Source organism: Pleomorphomonas diazotrophica, from assembly GCF_002844595.1.
Lineage (GTDB): Bacteria > Pseudomonadota > Alphaproteobacteria > Rhizobiales > Pleomorphomonadaceae > Pleomorphomonas > Pleomorphomonas diazotrophica.
In genome coordinates, this window is sequence record NZ_PJNW01000002.1 from 520,786 (window position 1) to 535,177 (window position 14,392).

The 14,392-nt window shown below is 64.2% G+C and carries 14 protein-coding genes; 8 read left to right on the plus strand and 6 right to left on the minus strand.

Annotated elements, in window-relative coordinates:
• Positions 1 to 40 precede the first annotated feature (40 nt).
• Together CXZ10_RS03365 and CXZ10_RS03370 are read left to right on the plus strand one after the other, a co-directional pair.
• A complete protein-coding gene (locus CXZ10_RS03365; protein ID WP_101287519.1) occupies positions 41 to 1,780 on the plus strand; it encodes a cation:proton antiporter domain-containing protein in 1,740 nt (579 codons plus the stop codon).
• A gap of 159 nt (positions 1,781 to 1,939) precedes the next feature.
• On the plus strand, positions 1,940 to 3,295 hold the full coding sequence (locus CXZ10_RS03370; protein ID WP_101287520.1) for a sodium-dependent transporter: 1,356 nt from the start codon (positions 1,940 to 1,942) through the stop codon (positions 3,293 to 3,295).
• A 65-nt stretch (positions 3,296 to 3,360) separates the two neighbouring features.
• Here CXZ10_RS03370 and CXZ10_RS03375 read toward each other — a convergent pair whose 3' ends face one another.
• Positions 3,361 to 3,672 (minus strand): MTH1187 family thiamine-binding protein, encoded by a 312-nt coding sequence (locus tag CXZ10_RS03375; RefSeq protein WP_101287521.1) that lies wholly within the window; start codon positions 3,670 to 3,672, stop codon positions 3,361 to 3,363.
• An 85-nt stretch (positions 3,673 to 3,757) separates the two neighbouring features.
• Positions 3,758 to 4,657 carry an AraC family transcriptional regulator gene (locus CXZ10_RS03380; protein WP_101287522.1) on the minus strand — a complete coding sequence of 300 codons (900 nt, stop codon included), beginning with the start codon at positions 4,655 to 4,657 and terminating at the stop codon, positions 3,758 to 3,760.
• 95 nt (positions 4,658 to 4,752) lie between these two features.
• Between CXZ10_RS03380 and CXZ10_RS03385 the strand changes: the two genes are divergently transcribed.
• A complete protein-coding gene (locus CXZ10_RS03385; RefSeq protein ID WP_101287523.1) occupies positions 4,753 to 5,496 on the plus strand; it encodes an SDR family oxidoreductase in 744 nt (247 codons plus the stop codon).
• A gap of 144 nt (positions 5,497 to 5,640) precedes the next feature.
• The gene (locus tag CXZ10_RS03390) at positions 5,641 to 6,606 is read left to right on the plus strand and encodes an alpha/beta hydrolase (protein ID WP_210199830.1); all 966 of its coding nucleotides are present in this window, start codon (positions 5,641 to 5,643) and stop codon (positions 6,604 to 6,606) included.
• Positions 6,607 to 6,785: 179 nt separating this feature from the next.
• On the opposite strand, the gene CXZ10_RS03395 is transcribed toward CXZ10_RS03390, so the two are convergent.
• The 4 genes from CXZ10_RS03395 to CXZ10_RS03410 form a co-directional block, all read right to left on the minus strand.
• Positions 6,786 to 6,992: a hypothetical protein gene (locus CXZ10_RS03395; protein ID WP_101287524.1), complete on the minus strand. Its 207-nt coding sequence runs from the start codon at positions 6,990 to 6,992 to the stop codon at positions 6,786 to 6,788.
• Between the two features lie 106 nt (positions 6,993 to 7,098).
• Positions 7,099 to 7,707 carry a cysteine hydrolase family protein gene (locus CXZ10_RS03400; protein WP_101287525.1) on the minus strand — a complete coding sequence of 203 codons (609 nt, stop codon included), beginning with the start codon at positions 7,705 to 7,707 and terminating at the stop codon, positions 7,099 to 7,101.
• A gap of 33 nt (positions 7,708 to 7,740) precedes the next feature.
• Positions 7,741 to 8,919, minus strand: coding sequence for a zinc-dependent alcohol dehydrogenase (locus CXZ10_RS03405; RefSeq protein ID WP_101287526.1), 1,179 nt, complete (start codon positions 8,917 to 8,919; stop codon positions 7,741 to 7,743).
• 134 nt (positions 8,920 to 9,053) lie between these two features.
• Positions 9,054 to 11,396 carry a glucose/quinate/shikimate family membrane-bound PQQ-dependent dehydrogenase gene (locus CXZ10_RS03410; RefSeq protein WP_180335837.1) on the minus strand — a complete coding sequence of 781 codons (2,343 nt, stop codon included), beginning with the start codon at positions 11,394 to 11,396 and terminating at the stop codon, positions 9,054 to 9,056.
• A 137-nt stretch (positions 11,397 to 11,533) separates the two neighbouring features.
• Between CXZ10_RS03410 and CXZ10_RS21445 the strand changes: the two genes are divergently transcribed.
• From CXZ10_RS21445 to CXZ10_RS21680, 4 genes are all read left to right on the plus strand, one after another.
• Complete coding sequence (locus tag CXZ10_RS21445) at positions 11,534 to 11,671, plus strand: hypothetical protein (protein WP_180335838.1); 138 nt, start codon at positions 11,534 to 11,536, stop codon at positions 11,669 to 11,671.
• Between the two features lie 187 nt (positions 11,672 to 11,858).
• Positions 11,859 to 13,280, plus strand: coding sequence for a cytochrome ubiquinol oxidase subunit I (locus CXZ10_RS03415; RefSeq protein WP_101287527.1), 1,422 nt, complete (start codon positions 11,859 to 11,861; stop codon positions 13,278 to 13,280).
• Positions 13,270 to 14,274 carry a cytochrome d ubiquinol oxidase subunit II gene (gene cydB, locus CXZ10_RS03420; RefSeq protein WP_101287528.1) on the plus strand — a complete coding sequence of 335 codons (1,005 nt, stop codon included), beginning with the start codon at positions 13,270 to 13,272 and terminating at the stop codon, positions 14,272 to 14,274. Before CXZ10_RS03415 ends, cydB begins: the two co-directional genes overlap by 11 nt.
• On the plus strand, positions 14,274 to 14,387 hold the full coding sequence (locus tag CXZ10_RS21680; RefSeq protein WP_210199831.1) for a DUF2474 domain-containing protein: 114 nt from the start codon (positions 14,274 to 14,276) through the stop codon (positions 14,385 to 14,387). The genes cydB and CXZ10_RS21680 overlap by 1 nt, the downstream gene beginning before the upstream one ends.
• Positions 14,388 to 14,392 lie beyond the last annotated feature (5 nt).

A 14,392-nucleotide genomic window follows, 5' to 3' on the forward strand; every position in this document is an offset into this window, starting at 1 on the left:
ACTTGCGTCCCTGTAGGATGGTCGTCACAGGGGACTTTCGATGATGACCAACGCCGCGCTCGATCTCCGCGAAATGGTGGTGTTTCTCGCGGCCGCCGGCGTCGTGCTGCCCTTCATGCATCGTCTGCGCATCAGCCCGATCATCGGCTTCGTCGGCATCGGCCTGCTGCTCGGTCCGGGCGGACTTGGGCGCTTTTCGGGAATGGTGCCGGGTATCGACTTCCTGCTGATCACCGATCGTGCCGGAATCGCCGTTCTCTCCGAACTCGGGCTGGTGTTTCTGCTGTTCATGATCGGCCTCGAACTGTCTCTCGATCGGCTTTGGGCGATGCGGGTGCGGGTGTTCGGCATGGGTGGCGCCCAGATGGTTGCCACGGCCACGGTCATGATCGTCTTGCTGCTGACGGCAGGCCTGCCTCTTCCGGCGGCCATCGTCATCGGTTCCGCCCTGTCGATGTCGTCAACGGCCATCGTCATGCAGATCCTTGCCGAGCGTGGCGCGGTCGGCGGCCGCCTCGGTCGCTCGGCGTTGGCCGTTCTGCTGTTTCAGGATCTGGCGGTCATCCCGATTCTCTTGATGACACAGGCCTTTGGCGACCGGAGCGGGCAGCCCGTCGTCCTCGATCTGGCCTTCGCCGCGATCAAGGCGGCAATCGCCGTCGCCGTGATCCTGGCACTTGGTCGTCTTCTGCTCCGCCCCCTGTTTCGCATGGTCATTGCAACCGGCATCCGCGAGCTGTTCCTGGCTCTCGTTCTCGTCACGGCGATCGGCACGGCGGTTCTGACGGAAACGATCGGCTTGTCGCTGGCGCTCGGGGCCTTTCTTGCCGGCCTCCTCGTTTCCGAGACCGAATACCGCCATCAGATCGCCGTCGACATCGAACCGGTGAAGGGCCTGTTGCTTGGCGTTTTCTTCGTATCCGTCGGGCTTGGCATCGATCTCGACCGCGTCGTTGCCGCGCCCTTCCTGCATCTCGGGGCACTGATCGGCTTTCTGGTCATCAAGGCGACCGTATTGCTGGCGGTATGCCTGGCGATCGGACTTCCCAAGTCCCTGATGGCCGAGTTGTCGCTGCTGCTCGCCGGCGGAAGTGAGTTCGTCTTCGTCGTGGTCGGCATCGCCGGCGGTTTCGGCCTGATCACGACGGAAGCGAGTAGCCTGATCGTGGTGGTGGTTGGCCTCTCCATGCTGTCTGCGCCGACGGTTGGCGTCATTACCCGACGTGTCGTCCCGCACCTCCTGCGCAACGAAAAGCCGGTTCCCGACCTGCCGCCGGAGGAAGAGGACGGCCACGTCGTGGTCGCGGGCTACGGTCGTGTCGGCCGGGCGGTTGGCGGTGCGCTCCGGGAAGCGGGCATTCCGATTGCTGCGGTCGACTCGGATGCGCTCATAGTGGGCGCCCTGCGCAAGACCGGCGTTGCCATTCATTGGGGCAACGCCATCCATCGTCCGCTCCTCAAACGGCTTGGAACCGGCAGGGCGGCGGCGCTCGTCGTCACCATGAACGATACGGCTGCGGCCGCCGATGTCGTTCGTGTCGCCCGGGCGGAATGGCCTGATTTGCCGATCTTTGCCCGTGCCCATGATACGCAGCATGCCCGGCTGTTGCTGGAATCAGGGGCCTCCAAAGTCGTTCTATTGCCGCTTGAGGCGAGCTTGCAGCTCGCCGAAGCCGTTCTTTCCGCGACGGGCGTCCCGGACGAGGTGGCCCATGCGATCACCGGTGCCGAGCGCGATCGCCAGCTAGCGGCGTTGCTCCCGCCTGCCGTCCTGGGGTAGCCGCCTCCGCCAGCGCTGCCGATCGCTAAGCCGTTAGGCGCGATTCCTGCCTTTTGCACAGGATGGTTCAGGGGTGGTGAAGGACCCTATCTTGAACGCTGTCCTCCGGTAGACGATAGCTTTGCCCAATAAACAATACTGGGCAGGGGCGAAGCGAACATGTCTCAAGGTCGCGACGGGTTTACCACGACGTTCGGTGCACTGATGGCCACCCTCGGGTCGGCCGTCGGTCTCGGCAATATCTGGAAGTTTCCATCGTTGACCGGCACCAACGGCGGCGCGGGTTTTCTTCTGGTCTATCTCGCAGCCACCATTCTGGTCGGTCTGCCGGTGATGATTTCCGAGATCATGCTCGGCCGGACGGCGCGGGCCGACGCGATCACCACCTTCGACAAGCTGGCCCCGAGGAACCAGTGGTGGTGGAAGGCGATCGGCTGGATGGGCTTTGCCGCCGCGCTTCTCATCATGGCCTTCTATTCCGAGGTGGCCGGCTGGGTTTACGCCTATATCTTCAAGTCGCTGACCGGCGAGATCGCCACCACCGACCCGAAGGCGGCCGAGGTGGTGTTCGGCCAGCTCGTGTCCAACCCCTGGTCTTCGCTGATCTGGCAGTGGGTGGTGCTCGGCCTCACCGGCTTCATCATTGCCTTCGGCGTCTCCAAGGGCATTGAGGCGGTGACGCGCCGGCTGATGCCGCTCTTGTTCATCCTGCTGCTGATCCTCTGTGTCCGCAGCCTGACCCTGTCGGGCGCCGGAGACGGGCTGGCCTTCCTGTTCAACCCGGACTTCGCCAAGATCACCCCCGCGGTGATGCTCACGGCGCTCGGTCTCGCCTTCTTCAAGCTGTCGCTCGGCATGGGCACCATGCTGACCTACGGCAGTTATTTCCGCGAGGACCAGAACATCGCCAAGACGGCGACGCGGGTGATGCTCGCCGACCTCTCGGTGTCGCTGCTCGCCGGCATCGCCATATTCCCGGCCGTGTTCGCCTTTGGCTTCGAGCCGGCAGCCGGCCCCTCGCTGGTCTTCATGACCATTCCGGCCGTGTTCACCTCGATGCCGGGCGGCACCGTGTTCATGGCCTTGTTCTTCCTGCTGACGGCCATCGCCAGCGTCGGGGCCATCCTGTCCCTGCTCGAAGTGGTGGTGGCCATCCTGTCGGAGCGCTTCGGCCTGCCGAGGAAGGCGGCGGCGATCAGCACCATCGCCATGATCGCCGTGTTCGGCGTGCCGGCGGCGCTGTCGCAGGGCGTGATGGCCGATTACAAGATCTTCGGCCTCAATCCGTTCGACCTGTTCGACTTCCTGAGCTCGAACATCCTGCTTCCGGTCGGCGGCATCCTGATCTGCCTGTTCGTCGGCTGGGTCTATGGTCTGGCGGCGCCCGAAAAGCGGCTCGCCGAAGCAGGAACGTCGGTTCAGCGTGTGGTGATCCGCAGCGTGTTCTTCCTCGTCCGTTTCGTGGCGCCGGTGGCCATCGCCATAGTGCTGCTGAACGGGTTGGGCGCGTTCTGACGGGTTCGGTTTTTCCGGAAGGCGCCTGAGCGATTGGGCGTCTTCCGGCCATCGGGTTAAGGGTCTCAGCCCGTGCTGAGCTTGCGACCCAACCGGTCTTCGACCGAGGCGATCTTGGTGGCAAGGCGGCTCGTCTCTCCTTCGCGATAGTCGACCTTGAGCGCTACCTCGACGCGCGGACAGTCAGCACGCATCGCCTGGAAGCATTGGGTCACCACCGCCATCACCTCGTTCCATTCGCCCTCGAGGATCGTACCCATGGGGGTGAGCTGATAGGCAACGCCGCTTTTGTCGATGATGTCGAGCGAGCGGGCGACATAGGGGCTTAGGCTTTCGCCCTTGCCGACGGGGTACATCGCAAATTCCAGAAGGACCATCTGAGTTCCTTTCGCGGCCTGATGGCTGGTTCGGTGTTCTGGCTGGACTCAGCTTAGGGCGGCTGAATCCCGGCGATCTCGTCTCTTACGCCGCTTGGCGCATGAATCGCCCTGGCGGCAGGCCGACATGCCGGCTGAAAGCCGTGCTGAAGGTGCTGGCGGAACCGTAGCCGATCCGTCTCGCGACCTCCTCCAGGGCCATGTCGCCATTGCGCAGCAAGGTCTTGGCGAGCGCCATGCGCCAGGACAGCAGATATTCCATGGGGCGGACGCCAACCGTGCGGGTGAAGCGGCCGAAGAAAGCAGAGCGCGACATGCCCGCCGCGCGCGCGAGCTCCGGCACCGTCCATGCCCGTTCGACATCGCCATGCACCAGGCGAAGCGCAACGGCGATGCGCGGATCGGCCAACCCACGCAACAGACCCGGCCGTGCTTCCTGCGTCGGCGCCGCCCGCAACGCCTCCACCAGCAGGATCTCCACGAGCCGTTCGAGGATGAGGTCGCGGCCGATGTCGTCGCGCGCCGCCTCCTCGCCAACGAGACGAACCAGTTGCGTCAGTCGTGGCACGCCACGGATGTGGATCATGCGCGGCAGGAGCGACACGAGAAGATCGGCGTCCGGCGAGGCAAAAGCGAAATAGCCGCCGAATTGCCTGACATCTGGGGGGCCGTCGACCCGACCGTGGCGGACCTCTCGATCGGGCGGGGATGCAGTCGCCGGATCGATGCGGACCACGGGCGCCGGCTCAAATCCCGACATGGTGAAGGCCGGTGTCGCCGGCAGGAGAACGAAGTCGCCTTCCTCCAAGATGACCGGCTCCTCGCCGTCGACGGCAAGCCGGCACCGTCCCTCGGTCACCGCACAAAAGCCCGGCTGACCGAACTCGGCGTAGCGCACCGCCCAGCGCCCGGCGCCACTGATCCCCTTGGAATAGATGGCTCGGGGCCGCAGGAGGCGGATCACATCGGAGAGTGGATCGGTCATTTGGATTATTGCCAATGAAATGTGGACTAGTGATCGGCGATAATCCTGATAATGCCCGCTACAACACTCCTGTCAACGGAGAATAGGAGATTGCCATGAAAACTGTGCTCATCACCGGCTGCTCGTCCGGCTACGGGTTGGAGACCGCTCGTCATTTCCACGCCCAGGGCTGGGCCGTTATTGCCACCATGCGCAACCCGCGCGAGGACCTCTTTCCGAAGTCGGATCGCATCCGCGTTCTCTCACTCGATGTAACCAACGTCGACAGTATCGCTGCAGCCATCGAGGCAGCCGGCCCGATCGACGTGCTGGTCAACAATGCGGGCATCGGCGTGGTCGGTGCCTTCGAGGCGACGCCGATGGCGCATGTGCGCAAGGTGTTCGATACCAACACCTTCGGCGTCATGGCGATGACGCAGGCCCTCATCCCTCAGATGCGGGAGCGCCAGTCGGGCGTCATCGTCAACGTGACCTCCAGCGTGACGCTGGCGCCGATGCCGCTTGCCGCCGCCTACACGGCCAGCAAGCAGGCCATCGAGGGCTTCACCGGGTCGCTGGCCCATGAACTCGCGGCATTCGGCATACGGGCAAAACTGGTGGAGCCCGGATATGCGCCGACGACGCGCTTTGCCGAGAACACCGACATTCCAGTCATGGATCTCATTCCGGAAACCTATGCCGACTATGCACGTCCCATCTTCGCGGCCTTCGCCAACCCGTCGCTGACGACCAGGGAAAGTGACGTGGCCGAGGCAGTGTGGCTGGCGGCCAACGATGCCTCCGGTCGGCTGCGCTATCCAGCGGGTGCCGATGCCGTCGCTTTGGTTCAGGGTGACTGAACCTGTTCGCGGAGAGTCGGGACACTTTCGTCAAACAGGAGGCGGGCCGCCGCCTCCCTTGCCGTCGCCGGATGGAGATTGTCTGCGTGCCGCCTCTGCCCTGCTGAAAGAAACGGCTTGCCGCGCCGACCGAGTGCGACAAAAATGGAAGTGAGATCTCTTGTTTTTCTAGATCTCAATTGCCGCGTTTATTGGTTTGTTTTCTTACGTGAAGTGTTCGTGGAGGTCACCATCATGTCGACCGGAACCGAGTTCGCAAGTCACGACGAGTATTTGACCGGTAGCAGTGGTCTTCGGTTGTTTGTTCGCTCCTGGCTGCCGCAGGGCATGCCCAGAGCCGTTCTTGTCATTTGCCATGGCGTCATGGCCCATAGCGGTCATTATGTCTGGGCCGCCGAGCGAGCTGCCGAGGCGGGGTACGTGGTCTACGCTCTCGACCTCCGGGGGCGCGGGCGGTCGGAGGGCGCGCGGTTCCTGGTGTCCAGCGTCGACGAATATGTGAGCGATCTTGCCCAGGTGATCGCCCTGGCCCGTGACCGCAATGCCGGGCTGCCAGTGTTCCTTCTCGGGCATAGTGCCGGCGGTGTCGTGTCCTCGCTCTATGCCCTTCGGCACCAGGACCTGCTGGACGGATTCATTTGCGAGAGCTTCGCCTATCGCGTGCCGGCACCCCAGATCGCGTTGGCGACGCTCAAGCTGTTGGCTCCGTTGATCCCAAAGGTTCCAGCCCTGAAGCTGAAAACGGAGGATTTCTCGCGCAATCCGGACGCCGTGGCAGCGCTCGATCGCGATCCGCTCATTGCGGGAGAAAAACAGCCCGTCGGCACGGTAGCGGCTCTGGTGCGCGCCGGGGACGAGCTTCGGGAGGGGTTCCCCCGAATTACCCTGCCGCTTCTCGTTCTGCACGGAACCGCGGACAAGGTAACCCTGCGGGAGGGCAGTGAGGAGTTTTTCGCGCGCGCCGGTTCGGCGGACAAAGGCCTCAAACTCTACGACGGGCATGTTCACGACCTGCTGCAGGATGTCGGACGCGAGCAGGTGATGTCCGACATTCTCGGCTGGATCGGCGAGCGCCTGCCATCGCAAAGCGGAGAAGTGTTGGCTGGATAAACCATCCCACCGCCTATTCGTTGATCTCGGTGCTTTTCGTCTGATCACTGAGCTTCGATTGATATCTCGTCGCCGTACTCGGATAAAGAAAACCCCGTGCGTCCGGGGCGGACGGCACGGGGAGAGTTGGCCGGGTGCGCGCCCACTTGGGGCGGGGGTCTAGGCACCTCGGCAGGGCGTCAGGCTTGATGGCCGATCAGTGCGGCCATTTCGGTGATGCGGGGATCGCAACGGTTGCCGCCGAGCCGCCCTTCGGGCTCGGCGAGCTCTTCGTTCCGCCTGACGAAATCCTGAGCGGTAAGGCGGAGGATGTCCGGCGGGGCGTCGCCGCTTTCGATGAGATAGTCGCGATACTCGTCTTCAAGCTCCTGGAGACGGGGTTTCATGGCTTTCTCTCCGCAAGGGTGATGAGACCGTCTGTTGGACAGGCAACCCGCAAGAACCCTTGTGGTTCCAACGGTTTTTTGATTGTCGGCTAGGCTGCGACCCTACTCATCGCCAGTTTTCGAGGACTTCGTCCACCGTGGTGACTTCGAGCTGTTCGGTGAAGCGGGTGAGGTAGAGCTCCATCAGCGCGTCATGCGTCTCGTCGACGAAGCTGCATAGGGCGTCCCCGACCAGGACGACGCGATAGCCGCGGTCGATGCCTCCGAGCGCCGAGGCCAGCACGCAGACATCGGTCTCGCCACCGGTGATGACGAGGGTATCCACGCCCGAGCCGGACAGCATCGCGTCGAGCTTGCCCTCGGTCCAAGGCGCGTAGACGTGCTTGTCCAGCACCTTGGCCGGGGGGACGAAGCGTTCCAGCGCCGGAACCAGCCGCACGGCATCTGTGCCCAGCTTCTCGAGCGTTATGTCGGCCCAGCGCTCGTAATAGCGCCCCCAGGTGCCGCGCCCCTCGCCGGGGTGGGCGGCCGGGATGAAGCGGGTGAAAAGGGTGCGGTCGGCATGCCGTTCGCACAACCGCTCGATTGCCGGCGTAACCCGTTCCAACCATGGCATGGCCCAAGGGTAGCCGGGGCCGAACACCCTCTGCATGTCGACGCAGAGATGCAGCGTCCCCGGCCCCAGCGGACCATAAACCAAGCCTTGTTCAGCCATCGGATCCTCTCGCCGCCGCGCCACCAGACGCGCTCAAAGGCCCGGCTTCATCACCACCTTGATGCAGCCGTCCTGCTTGTCGCGGAAGGTCTTGTAGAGGTCGGGTCCCGCCTCGAGGCCGGCGCGGTGGGTGATGACGAAGGTCGGATCGATCTCCCGGGAGACGACCTTCTGCAGGAGCGGTTCCAGATAGCGCTGGGTGTGGGTCTGTCCCATCTTGAAGGTCAGGCCCTTGTTCATGGCCGGTCCGAAGGGCACCTTGTCGAGAAGCCCGACATAGACACCGGGGATGGAAATGGTTCCCCCCTTGCGGCAGCAGAAGATCGCCTCGCGCAGCACATGCGGGCGGTCCGTGCCGAGGAAGAGCGCCGCCTTCACTTGATCGAGGGCCGAGTCAAAGCTGCCGGTGGGGTTGGATTCGGTTCCCACGCAGTCGATGCACCGGTCGGGACCGCGCCCGCCGGTCATTTCCATCAAAGCGTCATAGATATCCACCTGGCTGAAATCGAGCGTTTCCGCACGCCCGTGTTCGCGTGCCTTGGCGAGGCGCTCGGGCACCCGGTCGATGGCGATCACCCGTCCGGCGCCGAGCATCCAGGCACTCTGGATGGCAAACTGGCCCACTGGCCCGCAGCCCCAGATGGCTACGGTGTCTCCTGGCTCGATGTCGGCGTTCTCGGCGGCCATGTAGCCTGTCGGGAAGATATCGGACAGGAAGAGCACCTGCTCGTCATCGAGTTCATCCGGCACGCGGATCGGGCCGACGTCGGCGAAGGGCACGCGCAGATATTCGGCCTGACCGCCGGCATAGCCGCCGAGCATATGCGAATAGCCGAGAAGACCGGCCGGCGACTGGCCCATGACCTTGGCGGCCTGGTCGGCGTTGCGGTTGGAACGGTCGCAGAGGGAGTAGAGCTGCTTCTGGCAGAAGAAGCATTCGCCGCAGGAGAGGTTGAAGGGAACGACGACCCGGTCGCCGTGCTTGAACTTGCTGTGGGCGCGGCCAACCTCCTCAACCACACCCATGGTCTCGTGCCCGAGCACGTCGCCCGTCTTCATCGTCGGCATGTAGCCGTCCATCAGGTGAAGATCGGAGCCGCAGATGGCGCAGGCGGTGACGCGGATGATGATGTCGCGATCGTCTTCGATGCTGGGATCGGCGACGCTTTCACAGCGGATGTCGCCCTTGCCGTGCCAGGTCAGCGCCTTCATGCCAGTCTCCTGCGGTAACTTGTGAGGGCCGGAGGAACTCCGTCCACCGGCCTTTGTTCCCGTCCTCGGAGCTTGCCGGGCTATGCGATGTGCCGGCATCAAGAGCAGGGGGCGCCCGTCCGGCGTCCTCTTCGTCAGGGCAGGGCATAGGCGAGCACGTAATCGCCCGCCTTGGTGCCGATCGATCCGTGCCCGCCCGCCACGATCACCACCATCTGGCGGCCATCGGCGAGGGAGTAGGTCATTGGCGTTGCCTGTCCGCCGGCCGGAAGTCGTGCCCTCCAGAGCTCCTTGCCCGTCGTCAGGTCATAGGCGCGGAGGAAGTTGTCCACCGCCGCCGCCAGGAAGGCGACGCCGCCCTTGGTGATGATCGGACCGCCGATGCCGGGAACGCCCAGCTTGATGGGCAGCGGCAAGGCCGTCATGTCGTAGACCGTGCCGTTTCGGTGCTTGTAGGCGATCTCGCCGGTGTTGAGGTCGGCGCCGGCGACATAGCCCCAAGGCGGCGCCTGGCAAGGAATCTTGAGCGGACCGAGGAAAGGCCCCATCACCACGCCATAGGGCGCGCCTTCGTTGCGGTTGAGGCCCTGTTCGCTACCCTTTTCATTCTCGCCGGGCGGCGGGATATCGGCCCTCGGCACCAGACGCGAGGTGAAGGCGAGGTAGGTGGGCATGCCGAACATCACCTGCCGCTCGGGGTCGACGGCGACGCTGCCCCAGTTGAAGACGCCGAAGTTGCCGGGATAGACCAGCGTGCCATTCAGCGAGGGCGGGGTATACCGGCCCTCGTAGTTGAGCTGGTGGAACTGAATGCGGCAGGCCAGCTGGTCGAACATGGTCACGCCCCACATGTCCTTCTCTTGAAGCGGTCGCGGCATGAAGGAAAGGGCTGAGACCGGCTGGGTTGGGGCTGTGAAGTCCTCGGGAATGGCGCCGCCGGGGGCGGGTATCTCGGTGACCGGCAGGATCGGCTCGCCGGTTCGGCGGTCCAGCACATAGACGTCGCCCTGCTTGGTCGGGCCGACGAGCGCCGGAACGGTGGTTCCGTCGGGTCTGGTTAGGTCGATGAGGACGGGCTGTGCCGGCACGTCCATGTCCCAGAGATCGTGATGAACGGTCTGGCGGACCCAGCGATCCCGGCCGGTTTCCACGTCCAGTGCCACGATCGACGAGGAGTATTTCTCCACGTGGGCGCTGCGGCCCATGCCGAGCTGATCAGGCACCTGATTGCCGAGTGGGATGTAGACGAGCCCAAGGATCTCGTCGACGCTGAACACCGACCAACTGTTGGGCGAGTTGGTAGTGTAGGTTCGGCCCGGCGGCAGCGGGGCGGTTTCGGTGGGATTGCCGGAGTCCCAGTTCCAGATCAGGGCGCCGGTGTCGACGTCGAAGGCCCGGATGACGCCGGATTGCTCCTGCGTCGAATAGTTGTCGTTGACGGCGCCGCCGATGATGATCTTGCGCCCGGCGATGACGGGCGGCGAGGTGGAATAATAGTAGCCCGCCGGTTTGTGCTCCATGCCGGTTTCGAGATGCAGCGCGCCCTGATCGGCGAAGCCGGTGCAGACGCTGCCGGTGCGGGCGTCGAGGGCGATCAGGCGGGCGTCGGAGGTCGGCAGATAGACGCGTTCGGCACAGGCGGCGCCGGCGGTTGCGGCGGCATCACGATAGTAGGTCACGCCCCGGCAGGTCTGGTGTTGGCGGTTGGGATTGAGACCAGCCTCAGGGTCGTATTTCCACTTTTCCTTGCCGGTGGCTGCGTCGAGGGCGATGGCCCAGTTGTGCGGCGTGCAGAGGTAAAGCGTGTCGCCGACCTTGAGCGGCGTTACCTGATAGGTGGTCTCTCCGACGTCCTCGGGGCGCTTCACGTCGCCGGTCTGGTAGCGCCACGCCTCCTTCAGGTGGCTGACGTTGTCGACCGTGATCTGGGCGAGCGGCGAGTAGCGCTGCCCGAGGGGAGTTCGGCCATACTGCCACCAATCGCCATCGGGGATGCCACGCTGATCGGCCGCCGTCTGACCACCCTTTTCCGGCAGCCGACCATTGATGTCGTGAGGATCGACGAACATCGACCAACCAGCGACGCCAGCCGACAGGAGGCAGGCAACGACCAGCGCCAAGGCGGGTGGGCTGGCAAGGCTGGGGGACGCAGCGGCGCGCTTGAGATGCCAGCGGACGAAGGGCATGAGCAACCACAGACCGAGGAGCACGGGAAGGCCGCCGCGAGGACCGAGCTGCCACCAGTCGAAGCCGACTTCCCAGAGAGCCCAGACCAGCGTGCCGAACAGAACGGCGGCGTAGACGGTGAGGGCCTGCGCGCTTCGTCGGTAGAGCAGGAGAGCGGTGATCAGCATGCCGCCGCCGGCAAGGACGTAGTAGGCGCTGCCTCCGAGGGTGACGAGATAGGTGCCGCCGCCGAGGAGAAGCAGGCCGAACAGGCCCGCCACAAGAGCGCTGAAAGTCACCATCGCCGGCATTCCCTCTTCAATCGTCAGCCTATTGAAGCGTTCAGACGGGGATTGGTTCCATGAAAAGCCCTTTCTCGCGACCGGTCCGGAACTAGTTGGCACCTGCGGGGTTGGGCGGGTGACCTATGCACCGGAAGGATCCGAAGATGCGCGCCAATCCGCTGATGCTTGCCCTGGGGCTGCTCCTCGTCGTCGTGGTGGTGATCGGGGCGATCCGTCTCGGCGGAAACCTTGGCCGCGGCGAGGATCAAAAGGAGTTCCCGCCCCACGCGGTCCAGCAGTGACGGCTTTGCCAACAAGAATGATGCAAGGGCCTTGGAACTTTTTCCAGGGATGGGCGTTGCGCGTGAGGATGTCAGGCAGGGCCGGTTGGCCCGCCTCGCCGGCCACATGCCGGTCATTTGATTGGCGGCATTCTGCCGGCCGGCTATCGTTGTGCCAGATCGCCGCCGGGGAAGGGGAACGCGTTTGATGCTTGAAAACCTGGATGCCCTTCTGCTCGCGCGGCTGCAATTTGCCTTTACCGTCGCCTTTCATATTGTCTTTCCTGCTTTCACCATCGGATTGGCGAGCTATCTTTTCGTTCTCAACGCGCTCTGGCTCATCACCAAGCGGCAGGTCTACGAGCAACTTTTCGATTTCTGGAAGACGATTTTCGCCGTCGCCTTCGCCATGGGCGTCGTGTCGGGCATCGTCATGTCCTACCAGTTCGGCACCAACTGGAGCGTGTTTTCCGACAAGGCCGGTCCGGTCATCGGCCCGCTGATGGGCTACGAGGTCCTGACCGCCTTCTTCCTGGAGGCAGGTTTTCTCGGCGTCATGCTGTTCGGCCTCAAGCGCGTCGGCCATGGCCTGCACCTCCTAGCGACAGGCATGGTGGCGGTGGGCACCTTGCTGTCGGCGACGTGGATTCTCGCCGCCAACTCGTGGATGCAGACGCCCCAAGGCTTTGGCACCAACGAGGCCGGCCAGTTCATTCCGCTCGACTGGTGGGCGATTATCTTCACGCCCTCATTCCCCTATCGCCTGGTTCACATGGTGCTGGCGGCCTATCTGACCACGGCGCTGGTGGTCGGTGCCTGCGGCGCCTGGCATTTGCTGAAACGGACCGCCCCGGGGCGCAGCGCCACGATGTTCACGATGGCGATGGGCATGGTGGCCGTGGTGGCGCCCTTGCAGATTCTGGCAGGCGATTTTCATGGTCTCAACACGCTGGAACATCAGCCAGCCAAGATCATGGCGATGGAGGGGCACTTCGAGAGCCATCCTGAGGGCAGGGCGCCGCTCATCCTGTTCGGGCTACCCGATCAGGAGAACAAGCGCGTCGACTATGAGATCTCGATCCCGGGCCTCTCGAGCCTCATCCTGCGGCATGGCTGGAACGAGCCGCTCGCCGGCCTTGATACCATTCCCGACGAACTGGAGCCGCCCGTCGCGGTGGTCTTCTGGTCATTCCGCGTCATGGTCGCCCTGGGAATGGCCATGCTGCTCCTCGGCCTGTGGTCGGCTTTCTCCTGGTGGCGTGGTCGCCTGACGACCGATCGCTGGCTGCACAGGGCCGCGGTCGTCATGGGGCCGGCCGGATTCGTAGCGGTGCTGGCCGGCTGGATAACCACCGAGGTCGGCCGCCAGCCCTATACCGTCTATGGACACCTGTTGACGGCCGATTCCATGTCGCCGATCGCCGCCCCAGCCGTCGCGACCTCGCTGACGGCCTTCGTCATTGTCTACTTTTTCGTGTTCGGCGCAGGTGTGTTCTACATTTTCCGCCTGATGGCCCGTCTGCCTGTCGAGGCCGACGAAGAGGTGCTGGACAAGGGGCCGGTCCGGACGGCCGGCATCACTCCTGGTCCGGCTCAGGGCACGCATCAGGGAGATAGCCATGGGCATTGACCTCGCTTTCATCTGGGCCTTCCTGATCGCCTTCGCCGTCTTGGCCTATGTGGTGATGGACGGCTTCGATCTCGGCATCGGCATCCTGTTCCCGTTCTTCCGGGAGAAACACGACCGGGACACCATGATGAACACCGTGGCGCCGGTCTGGGACGGCAACGAGACCTGGCTGGTGCTGGGCGGCGGCGGCTTGATGGCCGTCTTTCCATTGGCCTATGCGACGGTTCTGCCGGCGCTCTATGTGCCGCTGATCGCCATGCTCTTGGGGCTGATCTTTCGCGGCGTCGCCTTCGAGTATCGCTGGCGCACCACGCGCTGGCTTCCGGTCTGGGACTGGGGCTTCTCACTTGGCTCGATGGTGGCGGCCTTCTCGCAGGGCATCGCCCTCGGCGCGCTGATCGAAGGCATACCGGTTGCCGATCGCGCCTACGCCGGCGGCTGGTGGAACTGGCTGACGCCCTTCTCGGTGGCGACCGGCATTTCGCTGGTCATCGGCTACGCTTTGCTCGGCGCGACATGGCTGGTGATGAAGACCACCGGCGACCTCGCTGCCCGTGCCCGCGACATTGCCCGCCCCGCGACCTACCTCACACTACTTGGAATGGGCGTGTTCAGCCTGTGGACGCCGCTGATAGGGGCGCATTATCTCGGCCGCTGGCTGGCCTTCCCGGCAGTGATCTTCAGCGTGCTGGTACCGCTCCTGGTGCTGACCTGCGTCACGCTCATCCTGTCGGGCCTCAATCGCCTGAAGGACGTTCAGCCCTTCCTTGCCGCGCTCGCTCTGTTCGTGCTGGGTTTCATCGGCATCGGGATCAGCTTCTATCCGTTCATCGTGCCCCCGTCGCTCACCATCCAGGAGGCCGCCGCGCCTCGCGAAAGCCTCGCTTTCCTGCTGGTCGGGGCGGCAGTGCTCATCCCCATCATCCTCACCTACACCGCCTATGCCTATTGGGTGTTCCGCGGCAAGGTGCGGCCTGAGGAGGGGTATCACTGATGGCGGTTCGGCCGACGCTGGTGCGGCTCCTGTGGTTCGGCGGCTATTGGCTGGCGGGCGTCGTGGTGGTTTCGATCGTTGCCGCCGGCATCAGGTTCTGGCTGGTCCCTTAGTCACG